The sequence below is a fragment of the Bradyrhizobium sp. 139 genome (assembly GCF_023074175.1).
GTDB lineage: Bacteria > Pseudomonadota > Alphaproteobacteria > Rhizobiales > Xanthobacteraceae > Bradyrhizobium.
Genome location: NZ_JADPKS010000173.1, coordinates 132,347 through 150,355, shown reverse-complemented (window position 1 = coordinate 150,355; position 18,009 = coordinate 132,347). Strand labels below are relative to the sequence as shown.

17 protein-coding genes and 1 pseudogene are annotated in these 18,009 nt (G+C 64.2%); 11 read left to right on the top strand and 7 right to left on the bottom strand.

Going from position 1 to position 18,009, the window contains the following annotated elements; translation table 11 throughout:
• Positions 1–35 precede the first annotated feature (35 nt).
• Entirely contained in the window at positions 36–1,394 is a 1,359-nt protein-coding gene (locus IVA80_RS36785) for an aromatic ring-hydroxylating dioxygenase subunit alpha (protein WP_247440003.1), read from the top strand.
• Positions 1,395–1,524: 130 nt separating this feature from the next.
• A complete protein-coding gene (locus IVA80_RS36780) occupies positions 1,525–2,961 on the top strand; it encodes a glutamine synthetase family protein (protein ID WP_247440002.1) in 1,437 nt (478 codons plus the stop codon).
• 798 nt (positions 2,962–3,759) lie between these two features.
• On the opposite strand, the gene IVA80_RS36775 is transcribed toward IVA80_RS36780, so the two are convergent.
• The 7 genes and pseudogenes from IVA80_RS36775 to IVA80_RS36745 all read right to left on the bottom strand — a co-directional run.
• On the bottom strand, positions 3,760–4,473 hold the full coding sequence (locus IVA80_RS36775) for an ABC transporter ATP-binding protein (RefSeq protein ID WP_247440001.1): 714 nt from the start codon (positions 4,471–4,473) through the stop codon (positions 3,760–3,762).
• Entirely contained in the window at positions 4,466–5,233 is a 768-nt protein-coding gene (locus IVA80_RS36770) for an ABC transporter ATP-binding protein (protein ID WP_247440000.1), read from the bottom strand. Before IVA80_RS36770 ends, IVA80_RS36775 begins: the two co-directional genes overlap by 8 nt.
• Positions 5,226–6,170: a branched-chain amino acid ABC transporter permease gene (locus tag IVA80_RS36765; RefSeq protein ID WP_247439999.1), complete on the bottom strand. Its 945-nt coding sequence runs from the start codon at positions 6,168–6,170 to the stop codon at positions 5,226–5,228. Before IVA80_RS36765 ends, IVA80_RS36770 begins: the two co-directional genes overlap by 8 nt.
• Complete coding sequence (locus tag IVA80_RS36760) at positions 6,167–7,084, bottom strand: branched-chain amino acid ABC transporter permease (protein ID WP_247439998.1); 918 nt, start codon at positions 7,082–7,084, stop codon at positions 6,167–6,169. Before IVA80_RS36760 ends, IVA80_RS36765 begins: the two co-directional genes overlap by 4 nt.
• Before the next feature lie 306 nt (positions 7,085–7,390).
• A complete protein-coding gene (locus IVA80_RS36755) occupies positions 7,391–7,609 on the bottom strand; it encodes a hypothetical protein (protein WP_247439997.1) in 219 nt (72 codons plus the stop codon).
• Between the two features lies 1 nt (position 7,610).
• Complete coding sequence (locus IVA80_RS36750; RefSeq protein ID WP_247440019.1) at positions 7,611–8,168, bottom strand: acyl-homoserine-lactone synthase; 558 nt, start codon at positions 8,166–8,168, stop codon at positions 7,611–7,613.
• 366 nt (positions 8,169–8,534) lie between these two features.
• A pseudogene (locus IVA80_RS36745) lies at positions 8,535–8,663 on the bottom strand (LuxR family transcriptional regulator); the annotation flags it as partial.
• 255 nt (positions 8,664–8,918) lie between these two features.
• Here IVA80_RS36745 and IVA80_RS36740 point away from each other — a divergent pair.
• The 9 genes from IVA80_RS36740 (at position 8,919) to IVA80_RS36700 (ending at position 17,856) form a co-directional block, all read left to right on the top strand.
• Complete coding sequence (locus IVA80_RS36740; RefSeq protein WP_247439996.1) at positions 8,919–9,095, top strand: hypothetical protein; 177 nt, start codon at positions 8,919–8,921, stop codon at positions 9,093–9,095.
• 262 nt (positions 9,096–9,357) lie between these two features.
• The gene (locus IVA80_RS36735; RefSeq protein WP_247439995.1) at positions 9,358–10,296 is read left to right on the top strand and encodes a LysR family transcriptional regulator; all 939 of its coding nucleotides are present in this window, start codon (positions 9,358–9,360) and stop codon (positions 10,294–10,296) included.
• Between the two features lie 143 nt (positions 10,297–10,439).
• On the top strand, positions 10,440–11,318 hold the full coding sequence (locus tag IVA80_RS36730; protein ID WP_247439994.1) for a shikimate dehydrogenase: 879 nt from the start codon (positions 10,440–10,442) through the stop codon (positions 11,316–11,318).
• 57 nt (positions 11,319–11,375) lie between these two features.
• On the top strand, positions 11,376–12,506 hold the full coding sequence (locus IVA80_RS36725; protein ID WP_247439993.1) for an ABC transporter substrate-binding protein: 1,131 nt from the start codon (positions 11,376–11,378) through the stop codon (positions 12,504–12,506).
• A 121-nt stretch (positions 12,507–12,627) separates the two neighbouring features.
• Positions 12,628–13,503, top strand: a complete 876-nt coding sequence (locus tag IVA80_RS36720; RefSeq protein WP_247439992.1) for a branched-chain amino acid ABC transporter permease — start codon at positions 12,628–12,630, stop codon at positions 13,501–13,503.
• Positions 13,500–14,498 carry a branched-chain amino acid ABC transporter permease gene (locus tag IVA80_RS36715; protein WP_247439991.1) on the top strand — a complete coding sequence of 333 codons (999 nt, stop codon included), beginning with the start codon at positions 13,500–13,502 and terminating at the stop codon, positions 14,496–14,498. The genes IVA80_RS36720 and IVA80_RS36715 overlap by 4 nt, the downstream gene beginning before the upstream one ends.
• Positions 14,495–15,238 carry an ABC transporter ATP-binding protein gene (locus IVA80_RS36710; protein ID WP_247439990.1) on the top strand — a complete coding sequence of 248 codons (744 nt, stop codon included), beginning with the start codon at positions 14,495–14,497 and terminating at the stop codon, positions 15,236–15,238. The genes IVA80_RS36715 and IVA80_RS36710 overlap by 4 nt, the downstream gene beginning before the upstream one ends.
• A 12-nt stretch (positions 15,239–15,250) precedes the next feature.
• Positions 15,251–15,988 (top strand): ABC transporter ATP-binding protein, encoded by a 738-nt coding sequence (locus IVA80_RS36705; protein WP_247439989.1) that lies wholly within the window; start codon positions 15,251–15,253, stop codon positions 15,986–15,988.
• Positions 15,985–17,856 carry a sugar phosphate isomerase/epimerase and 4-hydroxyphenylpyruvate domain-containing protein gene (locus IVA80_RS36700; protein ID WP_247439988.1) on the top strand — a complete coding sequence of 624 codons (1,872 nt, stop codon included), beginning with the start codon at positions 15,985–15,987 and terminating at the stop codon, positions 17,854–17,856. The genes IVA80_RS36705 and IVA80_RS36700 overlap by 4 nt, the downstream gene beginning before the upstream one ends.
• Positions 17,857–18,009 lie beyond the last annotated feature (153 nt).

Genomic DNA, 18,009 nt, shown 5'->3' with positions numbered 1-18,009 from the left:
CGAACAAACGCCATTCCACGAAGGATGCACTCGCCATGATGAGCCAGGAGCAGAATGACCTGATCACTCGCACCGGGCCCAAGGACCCCTGCGGAAAGCTGATGCGGAGCTACTGGCAGCCGGCCGCGCTGGTGGATGAACTGGACGGCGAACGCCCGATCCGGCCCGTCAAACTACTCGGCGAAAACCTGGTGCTGTTCCGCGACGAGACCGGACGCTACGGCCTGATCGACCGTCACTGCGCCCATCGCGGCGCCGACCTCGCCTTCGGGCGGCTCGAGCATGGCGGCCTACGCTGCGCCTTCCATGGCTGGCTGTTCGACGCCACCGGCCAGTGCATCGAAACGCCGGCCGAGCCGAAGGATTCAAAGCTCTGCCAGAACATCCGGCAACGCTCCTATCCCGTGGTGGAGAAGAGCGGCATCCTCTGGGCCTGGCTTGGCGAGGGAGCGCCGCCGGCCTTCCCGGAGCTCGACTGCTTCGTCGCGCCCGGCACGCACACCTTTGCGTTCAAGGGCCACATGGCCTGCAACTGGCTCCAGGCGCTCGAAGTCGGCATCGATCCCGCACACGCCTCCTACCTGCACCGCTTCTTCGAGGATGAGGACACGTCGACCGCCTACGGCAAGCAGTTCCGCGGCGCGTCCGCCGGTAGCGGCCTGCCGATGACGAAGATTTTGCGCGAGTACGATCGCCCGATCATCAATGTCGAGCACACCGAATACGGCCTCAGGCTGATCGCGCTGCGCGAGATCGACGAGGAGCGCACCCATGTGCGCGTCACCAACCAGCTCTTCCCGCACGGCTTCGTCATTCCCATGAGCACGGAGATGACGATCACGCAGTGGCACGTGCCGGTCGATGACGAGAACTGCTACTGGTACGCGATCTTCACCAGCTACGCGAACCCGGTCGACAAGCAGAAGATGCGCGACCAGCGGCTCGAGCTTTACGAGCTGCCCGACTACAAATCGCGTAAGAACCGTAGCAACGACTACGGCTTCGATCCGCACGAGCAGCAGACGGCGACCTACACCGGCATGGGCACCGACATCAACGTGCACGACCAGTGGGCCGTGGAGTCGATGGGCAAGGTCCAGGACCGCACCAAGGAGCATCTCGGCACGAGCGACAAGGCGATCGTGCAATACCGTCGGCTGCTGCGGCAGGAGATCGAAAAGGTCTCCGGCGGCGAGAAGCCGATGCTGCATCTCGACGAGGCCAACGCACGCTCGATCCAGGGACCGGCGACCATGGACGGCATTGGGCCGACGCGCGGCTGGGAGACCTATTGGATGGAAGTCGACGTCAAGCGCCGCCGCGGCGCGCCGTGGACGACGCCGGTGCCGAAGGAGATCGCCGACAACGTGCATCGACTGACGGCGGCGGAGTGATGTTCGTGCACCGGACCCGTAGGGTGGGCAAAGGCGCAAAGCGCCGTGCCCACCATGCTTCCGCGACGACGATAGACGCGGTGGGCACGCTTCGCTTTGCCCACTCTACGGCAGTTGGGGGAGTGGTGAAGTGACTTTCGTTGCGCGTCATGCGCTGTGGTCGGATGAGCAGAAGGACGCGGCGACGCGCATGGGCCGCATCGTCGCGGAGAAGAACCTCGAGGTCATCCGCCTCGCCTTCCCGGACCAGCACGGCATTTTGCGCGGCAAGACCATCATCGCCTCCGAGGCGATCGCCTCGCTCGAAAGCGGCTGCTCTATCACCACGACCATGCTCGCCAAGGACACTTCGCACCGCACAGTGTTTCCGGTGTTCACATCGGGCGGCGGGTTCGGCATGAAGGAGATGGAGGGCGCGGCCGACGTGCTGATGGTCGCTGATCCCACCACGTTCCGCGTGCTGCCATGGGCGCCAGCCACGGGCTGGGTACTGTGCGATCTCTATTTCAATGACGGCCGCCCGGTGCCGTTCGCGACCCGCGGCCTCTATCGCAAGATACTCGAAGAGCTCGGCAGTCGCGGCCACGATTTCGTCTCAGGCCTCGAGGTCGAATTCCACATCTTCAAGCTCGACGACGCGCATATGCGCCCCGAGGACGCCGGCCAGCCCGGCACGCCACCGTCGGTGAGCCTGCTCAGCCACGGCTATCAGTACCTCACCGAGCAGCGCTTCGATCAGATGGAGCCGGTGCTGGAGATTTTACGGCGCGACATCATCGCGCTCGGGCTGCCGTTGCGCTCGGTCGAGGTCGAGTTCGGGCCGAGCCAGTGCGAATTCACCTTCCAGCCGAAGAAGGGAATCGAGGCCGCCGACAACATGGTGCTGTTTCGGAGCGCCGTGAAGCAGATCGCGCGCCGCCACGGCTATCACGCCACCTTCATGTGCCGGCCGAAACTGCCAAACCTGTTCGCGAGCGGCTGGCACCTGCACCAGTCGATCGTCTCGCGGGCGAACGGGGAAAACCTGTTTATGGCAAAGGACGGCGGCGAACCGCTCAGCGCGTTCGGCCGCGCCTGGCTCGCAGGCCTGCTCGATCACGCCCGCGCCTCCACCCTATTCACCACCCCGACCATCAACGGCTACAAGCGCTACCGCTCCTATTCGCTGGCGCCGGACCGTGCGATCTGGGGCCGCGACAACCGCGGCGTGATGATCCGCGTGCTCGGGGCGGCCGGCGATGCCGCCACGCGCCTGGAAAACCGCGTCGGCGAGCCCGCCGCCAACCCCTATCTCTACATGGCCTCGCAAATCCTGAGCGGCCTCGATGGCGTCGACCGCAAGCTCGATCCCGGCCCGTCGGCCGACACGCCCTACGAGACCAAAGCGCCGCTGCTGCCGAAATCCTTGCGCGAGGCCGTCGGCGCGCTGAAGGACGATCCGTTTTTCCGCGAAAAGCTCGGCGCGGAGTTCGTCGACTACTACACCCACATCAAGAACGCCGAGATCGACCGCTTCCTCTCCGAGGTGACCGACTGGGAGCACCGCGAGTATTTCGAGGTGTTTTGACTGAGATACGCCTCACCTCCCCGTGAGGCGACTTCGTCCGCTCTGTTCCGACGACATTTCACCGCTCCCGACGAAGCCATTTTCCACTTCCCTCGAAAACCGCCGGAAAGACGGGGGATGCAGATTGGCTGGCGTGATCAACAATGGAGTTCGGTCATGTGGTGCCAATTGTTCAGCCTGATCTATCGCCTGTCCTGCCGTACCACCCTGATCGAAATCGGGATGGGCCGCCCGCCGCGCTAGCGGCCAGCGAATTTAGGTAAGACGGATTGACCGGTAATGGGATTTTTATGCGCAAGCTGATCCTGATCGCAGCGATATCGCTGCTCGCAACCCAAGTCCATGCCGGCACCCGCGGAGCCTGAGCCTGGCGGCCAGCAACGCGAACCACCAGGCAACCGAGCAGCCAGCCACCGGTGCGCCACAGACAGTCCAGGCGCCGACGCCGCCGGCGGCCATGACCGTGCAGACGGTGACCGCAACACCGACGTCAACCACGCCTGCCGCGTCGGCATCAACGGCCGCCGCGCCAACCGTCACAACGCCCGCTCAGTCTACTGTTACGCCTGCTGCAAGCGCGAGCGAACCAACCAAGCCGAAGCACCGCAATCCGTCAGTCGACGCACGCGTGATCCGCGAACTGCACCGCCACGGGATTTATTGGTGAGAGCGCCGAGCTCTCTCCTCCGTCATTGCGGGCGACGCGAAGCGATCCAGACTGCCACCGCGGAAAGATTCTGGATTGCTTGGCTGCCAATGACGAGGCTGCGGAGCGACTGCCCCTCACTGGCCGAGCGTCTAAATTCCCAGATATTTGTGCTGCAAATCCGGCTCGGCCATCAACTGGTCCGACGTGCCGCTCCACACCGTCTTGCCGCGCTCGATGATGGTGTGACGGTCGCAGATGCGGGCCAGGTGGTCGACGTTCTTGTCGACGACCAGGATCGACTGTCCCCGGCGCTTCAGCAGCGACAGGCAATTCCAGATCTCCTCGCGGATCAGCGGTGCAAGGCCCTCGGTCGCTTCATCCAGGATCAGGAGTTTTGGATTGGTCATCAGCGCGCGGCCGATCGCGAGCATCTGCTGCTCGCCGCCGGAGAGCTGGTTGCCCATGTTCGAGGCGCGTTCGGCGAGCCGCGGGAACAGCACGTAGATGGCGGCCAGCGTCCAGGGATTGCTGCTGCCGAAGCGATCGGCCGCAGCCGCGACGAGATTTTCGCGCACGGTGAGGTTCGGGAAGATCTGGCGTCCCTCGGGGACGAGGCCGACACCGAGCTTGGCGATCCGATACGATGGCAATTGTCGCACCTCGGCGCCCGCAAAGCGGATGCTGCCGGCGCGGGCCGGCGTCAGGCCCATGATGGAGCGGATGGTCGTGGTCTTGCCCATGCCGTTGCGGCCCATCAGCGAGATCATCTCGCCCGGCCTGATCGACAGCGACAGGCCGAACAGCACCTGGGAGAGGCCGTAGCAGGTCTCGATGCCGTCGACGTCGAGCAGCGCGTCAGCCATGGTGTGTCACCACGTGCTGGTCGCCGAGATAGGCGCGCTTGACGTCGTCGTTGGCGCGGATCGCGGCCGGATCGCCCGAGGCGATGACGCGGCCATAGACCAGCACCGAGATACGGTCGGCGAGCGCGAACACCGCCGGCATGTCGTGCTCGACCAGCACGATCGAGACCTCCTTGCGCAGCTCCTGGAGCAGTTTCACCATGCGCTGTGACTCGGTGACGCCGAGGCCCGCCATCGGCTCGTCGAGCAGCAAGAGCTTCGGCTTACTCGCGAGCGCGACCGCAAGCTCGAGTTCGCGCCGCTCGCCATGGCTGAGCCTGCTCACCACGATGTCGGCGCGGTGCAGCAAGCCGACACGGTCGAGCGCAGCATGCGCGGCATCGCGCAGGCCCTTCTCCTTGCGCGCATTGGCGAAGAATCGGAACGACGTGCCGGCATGCGCCTGCGCCGCCAGCGCGACATTGTCGGCGGCGGTGAAGTCGAGCAGCAACGAGGTGATCTGGAACGAACGCGCCAGGCCCAGCGCGCAGCGGCGATAGGCCGGCAGATAAGTGATATCGCGGCCGCCCAGCGAGACGCTGCCGGAATGCGGTTCGAGGTGCCCGGTGAGCTGGCTGATCAGCGTGGTTTTGCCGGCGCCGTTCGGGCCGATGATGGCGTGCAGTTCGCCGGCCGCGACGTCGAGCGAAACGTTGTCCGTCGCGATGATGCCGCCAAAGCGGCGCACCAGCTTTTCGACGCGGAGCAGCGGTTCAGCCACGGCCAACCCTCCCGAGCGCGCCCATGATGCCGCCGCGGCCGAACAGCACGATCAGCAGCAACAGCGGGCCCATGATCAGCGCCCAGTATTCGGTGATTTGCGACAGGAATTCTTCCAGCAGCAGATACACAACCGCACCCATGACCGGGCCGAACAGCGTGCCCATGCCGCCGAGGATGACCATCACCATGAGGTCGCCGGAGCGGGTCCAGTACATCACGGCCGGACTGATGAAATCAGTATTGTTGGCAAGCAGCGCGCCGGCCAGCCCGCACATCATGCCGGAAATGACGAAGCAGACGAGCTGATAGCGTTTGGCCGGAAAGCCGATCGCCTGCATGCGCTGCTCGTTGGAGCGCAGGCCTTGCAAGACGAGGCCGAAGCGCGAATTGGCGATGCGCCAGATCAGGACAATCACGGCAAACACGCAGGCGAGGCAGAGATAATAGAACTGCGTGCGATTGCCGAGATTGATCAGCCCGGAAAAGTCGCTGCGCTTGTAGACGGTGAGGCCGTCGTCGCCGCCGTAACGTGCGAGGCCCGAAGCGACGTAATAGGCCATCTGCGCAAAGGCCAGCGTGATCATGATGAAATAGACGCCGCGGGTGCGCAAGGAGAGCGCGCCGATCACCAGTGCGTAGAGCGCGGAGGCCGCGAGCGCGACCGGGAACTGGATGTAGCCGGAGCCGACACCTTCCTGTGCCAGCATCCCGACCGCGTAGCCGCCGATGCCGAGATAGGCAGCGTGGCCGAAGCTCATCATGCCGCCAAAACCCATGATGAGGTTGAGGCTCGCGGCCGCCAGCGCCAGGATGACGATGCGGGTGAACAGCGTCAGGATGAAGATGTTGCCGGAGAGCTGCGAATAGAGCGGCAGCAGCACGAGGCCCGCCAGCATCAGGGCCGTGGCGGCCTTGCTCACAGTGAAAGCCTTCATCGACGGTTGGCCGGAAACAGCCCCTCCGGCCGAACCACCAGCACGATCGCCATCAACAGATAGATCAGCATGGACGACAGCGCGGGCGCGGCGGTGGAGGCCGCGGCGCCGCTCAGCACCTGACGCAACAGGTTCGGCAGGAAGGCGCGGCCGAGCGTGTCGACCATGCCGACGAAGATCGCGGCGAGGAACGCGCCGCGGATCGAGCCGATGCCGCCGATCACGATGATGACAAAGGCGAGGATCAGGATGTTCTCGCCCATGCCGATCTGCACGGTGAGGATCGGCGCCTGCATCAGGCCGGCGAGGCCGGCGAGCGCGGCGCCCAGGCCGAACACCAGCGTATAGAGCAGCTTGATGTTGATGCCGAGCGCACCGATCATCTCACGGTTGGAGGCGCCGGCGCGGATCAGCATGCCGATGCGGGTGCGCATCACGCCGAGATAGAGCAGCAGCGCGACCAGCAGCGCCACCACGATGATGGCGAGGCGATAGGCGGGATAGTGGATGCCCGGCAGGATCGGCACCGGCACGGTAAGCCAGGCCGGCAGCGGCAGCGCGAGGCCGGCCGGACCCCAGATCAGCCGCACGGCTTCATTGAAGAACAGGATCAGGCCGAAGGTCGCGAGCACGTGGTCGAGATGGTCGCGTCCATAGAGATGCCGCAGCGCGCCCATTTCGAGCACGATGCCCAGCACCAGCGTGGCGCCGAGCGCAAGCAGCGCGCCGAGCAGGAAGCTGCCGGTCCAGGCCGCAAAAGTCGCGGCGAAATAGGCGCCCATCATGTAGAGCGAGCCGTGCGCGAGGTTGACGAGATCCATGATCCCGAACACCAGCGTCAGGCCGGCGGCGAGCAGGAACAGGAGCAGACCGAACTGCAATCCGTTCAGGAACTGTTCGACGACGAGCAGCATCAAAACTCTTTCAGGCGCACGCAGCGTCGCGCCGATGTTCGAACACGGTCGCCATCAGTGAAAGAGCCCCCCTGCCTCTTCAAGGCCGAAAAATGGGTAATGGCAGTATCGTTCCGAGGCAAGAGCGATTTGACACCAAACATGCACTTTGTTGCATGCCGGTGCATGCGATCGAAATTGGCCATGCAAGCCGTGCAAGAAGGCTGCCGTGCAGATGGGGCAACCTGCCGCACCCAAGCGATCACCCTCTCCCCCCCGGCATGCCGGGGAAAGGGCGCGAATGTCGACGTAATGTAGAGAAGGCGTCTAGTGTGACGTCATCTGCCGGGGAAGATCATCCGGCTCGGAAAGCACGCTGTTGACCGTCGCGGCTTCCAGTGCCGCCATCCGGAACAGATAGGCGAGGGTCGCCAATCCGGTGTCTTCCGCCATCTGCGCCAGCTCGAGCGCCATGTCGGACATGTAGCCGAGATTTTCGTTCTCGGTCTGCGCCATGATCTGGCTGTCCCGCATCATGCTCGACATCTCAGGCGCTCTTTGGTTGCGCGGCGAGGCCGCAGAGGTTGGCACGGGCGATGCGGTCGATACGCGGACCGTCCTGCTGGACGATGTTCGTCATCCCGATACGGTCACATACGACATCGAGCGATTCCTGATGGACCTCGATTGTTGCCGCCATGGTCCAGGAATGCTCGACCAGCGTCGGCAATCCCAGCGGCGTAACGATGAATCCGATGTCGTGGAAGCGCGGCAACCACCAGGTCTCCATGACGAGACAGAGACGCTCGATGCCCTGATCGAGACAGAACTCCTGCGCTGCCGCCATCAATTGCAGATTGAACGCGCCGTCGCGGCGCTCGCGCGAGACGAAGAAGCGCGACCACTCCCAGACCAGCGGGTCCGAGGGGCAACCGCGCACCGCGGCGAGATGCGGGAAGACCTCGCTCATCAACGTCGGCTTGGTTGTCGGATACAGGCGGGAGCCGCCGAGCACCCGGCAGTTTTCGAGAGCCAGCAGATAGACCGCGTCCTCATTGTCGTAGGTATCGACCTCGCGGCCATCGGCTTGCGGAGCGCCTCCCATTTCCGCTCCTCGACAAGAATCTGCTGACGAACCCGAAAATGCTGTTGGAGGACGTCCTCGTAGAGGTGCCGGTTGACGGCAGAAATCACATGAATCATGAACTCCCCCATGGCTTGAAATGAGGGAAGCCTCAGCGAAAAAGGCAGAGCCGCCTACTGGGAAATTCCCAGTAGGCGAGGATTTCAGGGATTGATGAGTCTGTGGCGGATCGCGGTCGCGACCGCATGCGTCCGGTTGACGGCGCCGAGTTTGCGCGCAACAGTTGCAAGATGTTCTTCCGCGGTGCGTTGCGTGATGCTCAGTACCTCTCTGCCGGCATTTGCGGATCACGGGAGCGACACGGTCGCAGCTCTTTTGGGTGTAGAGGCTGAACCACTCCGCCGGCCACGTCTTGGCGAGCACCATCTGGGAAAAACGCTGATCGGGATTCGGCAAGCCCGTTGCGATGATATGTTCGAAGCCGTACCGGCCGAACGCGGTTGCAAGCGCGTCCATGGCGTCCGGAACCCTTGGTATGGGCTCCAAGCCCCTCAATGAAGTCGAGCGCTTCCCGGCCATAATCTACGGCATCTACGGCGGACATCGGTGCGTTTCCTGACTCTCGCCGTCCGGTCTAGCACGTCTTTGCGGACCGCCTTAATTCGCTGCTCCCGTAGTTTACGGTATCTCATTGACTCCGAAGATTTAAATCTACTTGTGGAAGAAGTGACGCCAAGTTACACCTGAGGCGTCTGAAGCGGGAAAACCACGATGGAAGACGAGGACATCGCCCTCAACAGCGTGCTCGGCCTGGAACTGAACCGCGTGTTTTTCGCCGTCCGCGAAACGGCGAACAAGCAGAAGATCATCGAGTTCGCGCGCGAAGTGCTGCAACGCGAGCGCGCGAAACGGATCGACAGCGCTTTGCCCGAGGGCCCGGCGAGCTAGGGCGTAATTGCAGTAAGGCGTACGTTCTGCGCGAGCGACGCCCTTCCATCCGAACGTGCCGATTTTGGCCGAAACATTCTGACCGCGAAGCTACTCGGCGTTATCGGTGAGCGAGCTACACTCTCCACCCCACCTGGAGGGACCCCTGGAGGGTGAAAGCAACGTCGCGCTGCCGTTCACGTTGACGTACACTTGCCGCTGGATGACATCGCGGCTCTCGTGAGATGATCGCCACCACGATCCTCCTTGGGATGCCCATGACATGATGACGCTGCGCCAGGTTGAAGTGATCCGTGCCGTGATGGTGACGGGCACCATCGGCGGTGCGGCGAAGCTGCTCAACGTGTCGGCGCCGGGGGTCAGCCGGCTGGTCAAATACACCGAGCGCGCGCTCGGCATCCGGTTCTTTCAGCGCCAGAACGGGCGCTATTTTCCGACGCCGGAAGCCGAAAACATCTTCGAGCAGATCAATGGCGTCTACAAGAAGGTCGACGACCTCTCCGAGCTCATCTCCAAGATCGGCCGCGGCGGGTTGTCGGAACTGCGGATCGGCTCGGTGCCGAGCATCTCGCAGGTGATGGTGCCGCGCGCGATCGAGCGCGTCCGCCGCCGCTATCCCGACCTCGGCATCGACATCAACATCCTCAAGCTTGAGGAAGCGATCGACTATCTCTTGCTCGGCCGCGGCGAGTGCGTGGCGATGAGCTACCGGCTGGAGCATTCCGGGCTCGACTTCATGCCGCTCGCTTCGGGCGAGCTCTACTGCATCGTGCCATCAGGTCACGAGCTTGCCGTCCGCAAGCAGGTCTCGGCCGCCGAGATCACCCGCTATCCGCTGATCGGCATCGATCCCAACGATCCCTACGGCCGGATCATGGCCGAGATCTTCGCGCGCAACCGGCTCGACTACAAGATCACGATCCGCGCGCGCTTTGGCACCACGGTCTGCGCGTTGGTGAAGGCGGGACTCGGCATCGCCATCATCGACCAGTTCACGGTCGCCCATGGCGGCTATCCGGGAATCGAGCTCTTGAAGATCAACGAGCCGACGCGGTTCGACACCTATGTCGCGGTGAAGCGCGGCGCGCCGCTGTCGCTTCATGTCGAGTATTTCATCGAGTCCCTGCGCGCCGAGATGCGCGCGGTGGAGCCCTCCCGCAGCGACGGCAAGGCTGCCCCGGCACGTGTGCGGAAGAAATAACATTATGTTAGGTTTGCCAGATGAATGGGTAATTGTGTTAGGGGCGGGAAAGACTATCGTCGCACCTGGAGCCCGCTTGGAATTGCGCGGATTTTCACGCTAATGGCCGGGACCAAACGCTCCCAACGAGACGATAGCGAACCATGTCCAAGCGCGGATACGCCGCCAGCAAGAAGCTTCTCACCGGCCTGATCGGCGCGCCGATCGCGCATTCCGCGTCCCCTGCCATGCACGAGCGCGCCGCCGAGGCGCTTGGCCTGCGCGGTCACTACCAGCTCATCGAGGTCGCCGGCGCCGATGCGGCCGGGCTCAGCACGATGCTCGAAGGCGTGCGGCGGCTCGGCTTTGCCGGCGTCAACGTCACCTATCCCTACAAGGAAGCGGTGGTCCCGCTGCTCGACGAACTGGCGCCGGCCGCCGCCGCGATGGGCGCGGTCAACACCGTTGTCGTCAGGGATGACCGCCTGACCGGCCACAACACCGACACGACCGGCTTTGCGCGCGCCGTGGCGCCGCTGCTGACACCATCCGGCAACGCCGTCGCCGTGATCGGCGCCGGCGGCGTCGGCAAGGCAATCGCGTTTGCTCTGGCAAGCCTGGACGTGACCGACATCCGCATTTTCGACAGCGTCTCGGCGCGCGCCGAGACGCTGGTCTCCCTGCTTGCTCCACGGGGTGGCGGCAGGGTCGCCGCAAGCGTCGATGACGCGCTGCATGGCGCAACCGGTCTCGTCAACGGCACGCCGGTCGGCATGCTGCCGAACCGGGGCATGCCTGTCGCGGCCACGCTGCTGCACGACAAATTGTGGGTTGCGGACGCCGTCTATTCACCGCTGATCACGCCGCTGCTGGCCGCGGCGCGGGAGCGCGGCGCGCGGATCATGACCGGGCGGGAGCTCGCAATCTATCAGGCCGCCGACGCCTTCGAATTGTTCACCGGCCTTGCCCCATCGACCGAGGTCATGGGAAAGGCTTTCGACGAGGTGATGGCGACGCGAAGTTCGACCTATCACGCAGCGTAACCGAAGCGGCCGGATACAAGGCCGCGGAGACATCAACTAAAAATGGGAGGAGTGACGATGAAATCGACCTTACTGGCAGGCGCCTTGCTTGCCTTCGCGACCGCAACCAGCGTCCACGCGCAGGCGATCAAGTTTGCCGACGTCGCCGAACTCTCGGGCGGCGGCGCCACTGTCGGCACCAACTGGAAGAACGGCATCGACCTCGCGATCGAGGAGATCAACGCCAAGGGCGGCGTGCTCGGCCGCAAGCTCGAAGTCACCCACGCCGATTCGCAGTCCAATCCCGGCGTTGCCCGCGCGCAGGTGCAGAAGGCGCTCGACGCCGAGCCTTATGTGCTGCTCGGGCCCGGCTATTCCGGCTCGGTCAAGGTGACCGCGCCGCTCGCGGCCGAAGCCGGCATCGCCCAGATCATGGGCGGCGAGGCCGCCGAGCTGACGCAGACCGGAAACAAGTTCCTGTTCCGCACCTCGTTCGGCCAGCAATCGTCGATGCCGAAGGTCGCAAAATACATCCACGACGACATGAAGGCGAAGTCGGTCGCGGTGGTCTGGGTCAACAATGACTTTGGCCGCGGCGGGCGCGACGTCATCGTCAAGGAGCTCGACCGGCTCGGCTCCAAGGTGGTCGCCGACCTCTCGACCGAAGCGGGACAAGCCGACTTCGCCGCCGACGTCGGCAAGATCAAGGCCGCCAATCCCGACGCCGTGTTCGTCTACCTGAACGAAGAAGAGAGCGCGCGCATCCTGAAGGAGCTGAAGCGCCAGGGCGTCACCGCGCCGCTGATGGGCGAGACCACGCTGATCGGCCAGAAGGTGATCGAGCTCGCGGGCGATGCCGCCAACGGCGCGCGCGGCCATGTCGGCCTCACCACGGATGCGCCGGTCGATCTCATCAAGACGTTCCGCGACAAGTTTGCCAAGAAGTACAATTACGTGCCCGACCACAACGGGCTGAAGGGTTACCTCGCCGTCTACATGGTGAAAGCCGCCACCGAGAAGATGGGCAAGGTCGATTCCAAGGCGTTCGCCGACACGCTGCACGGCTTGACCATCAAGGCCGCGGACGAGCCGGGCATCTTGATGGATGTCACCTTCAGCGAGACCGGCGACATCGACCGCCAGAGCTTTCTGGTCGAGGTGGTCGAAGGCAAGCAGGTCGTGAAGCAGGTGCTGCCGAAGGTGAAGTGAGACTCTCCTCTTCTCCCTCGCTCCGCTCTTCGCGGGGAGAGGGAGAAAAAGGAACGGGGAGTGACAGACCTGAACTCGCGTCGATCCAGTTCAATCGGGCTTTAACGATCAAAGAGAACCCATGTCCAATCTGTTCGATCTTTTGGTCGCGGGACTGGCCACCGGCGCGATCTACGCCCTGGTCGCGGTCGGCTTCACGCTGCTGTGGCAGACCTCGCAAACCATCAATTTCGCGCAAGGCGAGTTCGTCATGCTACCAGCATTCCTGATGCTCGCGGCGATGCATGCCGGCGCGCCGTTCTGGCTCGCCATCATCCTCGGCATCCTGCTCTCGATGATCCTGCTCGGCCTCGCCTTCAAGCTGCTGCTGGTCGATCCGATGATGCGCCATGGCGTGCTGCCGCTCGCGATCGCCACCATGGCGCTGGCGATCGGCATCAAGGAGGCCGTGAAGCAGTTCTTCAGCGCCGAAGCGTCGCCCTTCCCCTCGATCGTGCCGACCGGCGATATCTCGATTCTCGGACACGCAGTGTCGCTGCAAAGCATCGGCGTCCTCGTCCTCGCCATCTTCGCCGTGCTCGGACTGACCACACTGCTGAACCGCACCTCGCTCGGCCACCAGATGCAGGCGGCGGCGCAGAACCCGACCGTGGCGCGCATCATCGGCGTGCCGGTCGAACGCATGATCCTGCTCACCTTCCTGATCAACGCCTTCCTGGTCGCGCTGGCCTCGCTGCTGATCACGCCGATCTATCTGGCAAAATTCTCCTCCGGTGAGGTGCTGGGCCAGGCCGCCTTCATCGCGGCGATCGTCGGCGGCTTCAACCAGGTGCGCGGCGCGATCGCGGGCGGCCTCCTGATCGGCGTGCTCGATAATCTCGCGGCGTCCTATGTCTCGACGCAATATCGCGCCGCGGTGCCGCTGATCTTCCTGATCCTCGTGATCCTGTTCCGGCCGCAAGGGTTGCTCGGCCGCGCCGAGGAGCGCACGGTATGACCGGATTTGCCAAGCCTCTGAAGATCGCGCTCGGCCTCGTTGTCATCGCCGGCCTGATCGTCATCCCCACGAACTTCAATCGCTACGGCCTGTTCATCCTCAGCCAGTGGGCGGTGATGACAATCGCAGCGATGGGCCTGAACCTCACGCTCGGCTATGCCGGCCAGGTCTCGCTGGCACAGGGCGCCTTCGTCGGGATCGGCGCCTATGCGGCGGCGATCATGACGACGCATGGCTGGCCGTTGCCGGCCGCGATCGTGGTCGCGATTGCCTTGAGCTTCGCGGTCGGCTGGGTGCTCGGCTATCCCGCGCTGCGCGTGCAGCACCACTACCTCGCCTTCGTCACGCTCGCCTTCTCGACACTGGCCTTCCTGGTGTTTCGCAACGAGAGCTGGCTCACCGGCGGCATCTACGGCATCTCCAACATTCCGCGCCCGCACATCTTCGGGCTGGCGACCAACAAGCCGCTGCCGTTTTATTATGTCTGCCTCGGCTCGCTCGCGATCGTGTCGCTGGCGGTGTGGTGGTTGATCCGCTCGCCCTGGGGCCGCGCTTTCATGGCACTGCGCGAAAACCCGCTGCGCGCGCAATCGCTCGGCATCGACACGCGGCGCTACACGCTGATGGCGTTTGCGATCGGCTCGGCTCTCGGCGGTGTCGCCGGCGCGCTCTATGCGCCGCTGACGCAATACATCGACCCCGTGCCGTTCAACCTGTCGCTCTCGCTCGACCTCCTGATGATGGTGATTGTCGGCGGCGCCGGCTTCTTCCTCGGCCCGTTCCTCGGCGCGATGATCGCGGTGCTGCTACCGGAATGGCTGCGCTTCACCGAAGGCTATTACCTGATGCTCTATGCGGTCGCGGTGATGCTGCTGCTGATCTGGTCGCCGACCGGCATCCTGGGAATCCTCGACCGCTATCTCGCCGAGCGGCGAACCAAGACGGCCTCGGCACTGCGCGCCGTCGCAAAGTCCCGGCTGGAGACGGTGCAATGAGCGCGGTCCTCGAAGTCACCAACATCAAGAAGAACTTTGGCGGCATCAGCGCCGTCGACGGCGTCAGCTTCAACGTGCGCGAGGGCGAGATCCTCGGTCTGATCGGCCCGAACGGCTGCGGCAAGTCGACCCTGTTCAACTGCATCCTCGGCCAGCTCACCCCAAGCAGTGGCGAGGTCAAGCTCGACGGCAAGGTGGTCACGGCCTTGCGCCCCGCCGAGCTTAACAAGCTCGGCGTCAGCCGCACCTTCCAGCTGCTACAAGTTTTTCCAAAACTCTCTGTGCGCGAGAACCTGATCCTCGCTGGCCAGGAGCACCAAGGCAGCATGGCCTCGCGCCTGGTCGGCCGCTCCGATGCGGGGCTGACGGGGGCCGCCGACCAGATGATCGGCTTCTTCAAGCTCGATCATCTCGCCAACGAACCGGCTGGCGGACTCTCCTATGGCCAGCAGAAGCTGCTCGATGCCGCCATGGCCTTCATGGGCGGGCCGCGCCTGGTGCTGCTCGATGAGCCCGCCGGCGGCATCAATCCGTCGATGCTATCGGATCTGAAGGAGCGGCTGGTCGCGATCAACCGTGAGAAGAACGCCACCTTCGTGGTGATCGAGCACAACATGGAATTCGTGATGTCGCTGTGCTCGCGCGTGATGGTGATGGCGGAAGGCAAGGTGCTGGCGATGGGACGGCCTGACGAAGTGCGGAAAAATTCCGCCGTGATCGAAGCCTATCTCGGACATTAGGGAGAGCGCGCCATGGGCGACCCGATCCTCTCGGTTCACAATCTCGTCGGCGGCTACGGCAAGATGACGATCCTGAACGGCACGACCTTCGCCGTGCCGCAGGCCACCATCACCACCATCATCGGCCCCAACGGTGCCGGCAAGTCGACCGTGTTCAAGACGATCTTCGGCCTGCTCAAGCTGCGCGAGGGCAAGATCAGTTTCGCGGGCCGTGACGTCACCAATCTGAGCCAGCGTGCGCTGCTCAATGCCGGCATCTGCTACGTGCCGCAGGGCCGCAACATCTTCCCCGAGCTGTCGGTGCGCCATAACATCGAGCTCGGCGGCGTTTCCGCTGGCAAGGGCCTCGACCTACCCAAGCGGATCGAGGCCGCGCTCGACCTGTTCCCGGCGCTGCGGCGCAAGTCGACGCAGCAGGCTTCCACGCTGTCCGGCGGCGAGCAGAAGCAGCTCGAGATCGCCCGCTCGCTACTGCTCGAGCCAAAGCTCGTGCTGATCGACGAGCCCTCGATCGGCCTGTCGCCGCTGATGGTGCAGCAGACTTTCGACATCCTCAAATCCCTGCGCGACCGCGGCGTGACGATCTTGATGATCGAGCAGAATGCGCGCTCGGCGCTGGAGATTTCCGATATCGGCATCGTGCTCGAGCTCGGCCAGACCCGCATGATCGACGGTGCGAAACGCATCTTGAAGGATCCGCGCATCGGCCAGCTCTTCCTCGGAGGAGCCATGGAGGACAACGCGGCATGAACAAGCGCTCGATTGCAACGGTCGCCCTGTCAGGTGCTCTCGACGAAAAGCTCCGCGCCATCGCAACCGCCGGCTTCGACGCGGTCGAGATTTTCGAGAACGATCTGCTGTCGTTCGGCGCAAGGCCGCGCGAGGTGGCGCAGCTGTGCAAGGACCTCAAGCTCGATATCTGCGCGTTTCAGCCGTTCCGCGATTTCGAAGGCATGCCGGAGCCGCAGCGTTCGCGTAACTTTGCCCGCGCCGAGCGCAAGTTCGACCTGATGCAGGAGCTCGGCACCGGTCTGCTGCTGATCTGCTCCAACGTCTCCCCAAGCTCGCTCGGCGGCATCGACCGCGCCGCGGATGATTTTCGCGAACTCGGCGAGCGCGCCGCCAATCGCGCTTTGCGCGTCGGCTACGAGGCGCTGGCCTGGGGATCCCACGTCAACGATTACCGCGACGCCTGGGAGATCGTGCGCCGCGCCGATCACCCCGCGATCGGCGTCATCCTCGACAGCTTTCATGCGCTGGCTCCGGGATTTCCCACCCGCGCGATGGCCTCGATCCCCGGCGACAAGATCTTTCTGGTGCAACTCGCCGACGCACCGAAGCTCGAACTCGACATCCTGTCATGGAGCCGGCACTTCCGCTCCTTCCCCGGCCAGGGCGACCTGCCGGTCGGCGAATTCATGGCGGCGATCGCGGCGACCGGCTATGCCGGGCCGCTGTCGCTGGAAATCTTCAACGACCAGTTCCGCGCCGGCTCGGCCGCGCAGACCGCGGTCGACGGCCTGCGTTCGCTGATCCTGCTGGAGGACCAGCTTGCGCCGGATTGGCCAAAGCTCATCGGCGAGCCCCTGGCGCCGAAGGCCAAGAGCCACGGCACCGGGTTCATCGAGTTTGCCGTCAACGAGACCAAAGCGGGCGACCTCGCCCGCCTGTTCGCGCAGCTCGGCTTCCGCAGAAGCGGCAAGCATCGCAGCAAGGCGGTGGAGCGCTGGTCGCAGGGCAAGGTCGAGCTCGTGATCAATAGCGAGACCGACGGCTTTGCGCATTCGCACTACGTCACGCACGGGCCCGGCGTCTGCGCGATCGCGCTCGATGTCGACAATGCCGGCCTCGCCATGCGGCGCGCCGAGACGCTGAAGGCGCGCACTTTCTACCAGCCGGTCGGGCCGGGCGAGCTCGAGATTCCCGCGATTCACGGCGTCGGCGGCAGCCTGCTGTATTTCCTCGATCAGGCCGGCAAGAACTGGGACACCGATTTCGAGCCCATCGCCGGCGACGCCGGCGCAGACGCGCTGCTCGCCGTCGACCATATCGCGCAGTCGATGCCCTATGACGAGATGCTGTCCTGGCTGCTGTTCTACACCGGCATCCTCGACCTGACGCGCCTGCCGCAGATGGAGATCGCCGACCCCAGGGGGCTCGTCCAAAGCCAGGCCGTCATCAACGGCGACCGGAGCCTGCGCTTCGTGCTCAACGGCTCCTCCGCCAACCGCACGCTGTCGGCGCGCTTTATCTCGGAATTCTTCGGCTCAGGCGTGCAGCACGTCGCGTTCACGTGCCGGGACATTTTTGCGACGGTCGCGGAGATGCGCAAGCGGGGCGCGGATTTCCTGGACATTCCCGACAATTATTACGACGACATCGAAGCCAAATACGACCTTGCGCCCGAGCTGATGGCGCAACTTCGCGCCAACCACATTCTCTACGACCGCGAAGGCGACGGCGAGTTCTTCCAGGTCTACACCCACATCTTCGACGAGCGCTTCTTCTTCGAGATCGTCGAGCGCAGGAATTATCAGGGATTTGGCGCGGCCAATGCCGGGATCCGGCTTGCCGCGCAGGCCCGCGAAGTGCGCCCCGCGAGCATGCCGCGGGTGTAGTTCGGGATTTTCGCTGAGGCGCTTTCTTCACCTCGCCCCGCTTGCGGGGAGAGGTCGGAATACGCGCGTAGCGCGGATTCCGGGTGAGGGGGACTCTCCGCGAGTCCGTCTCGCACCGTGATTGTGGAAGCGGCCCCTCACCCCAACCCTCTC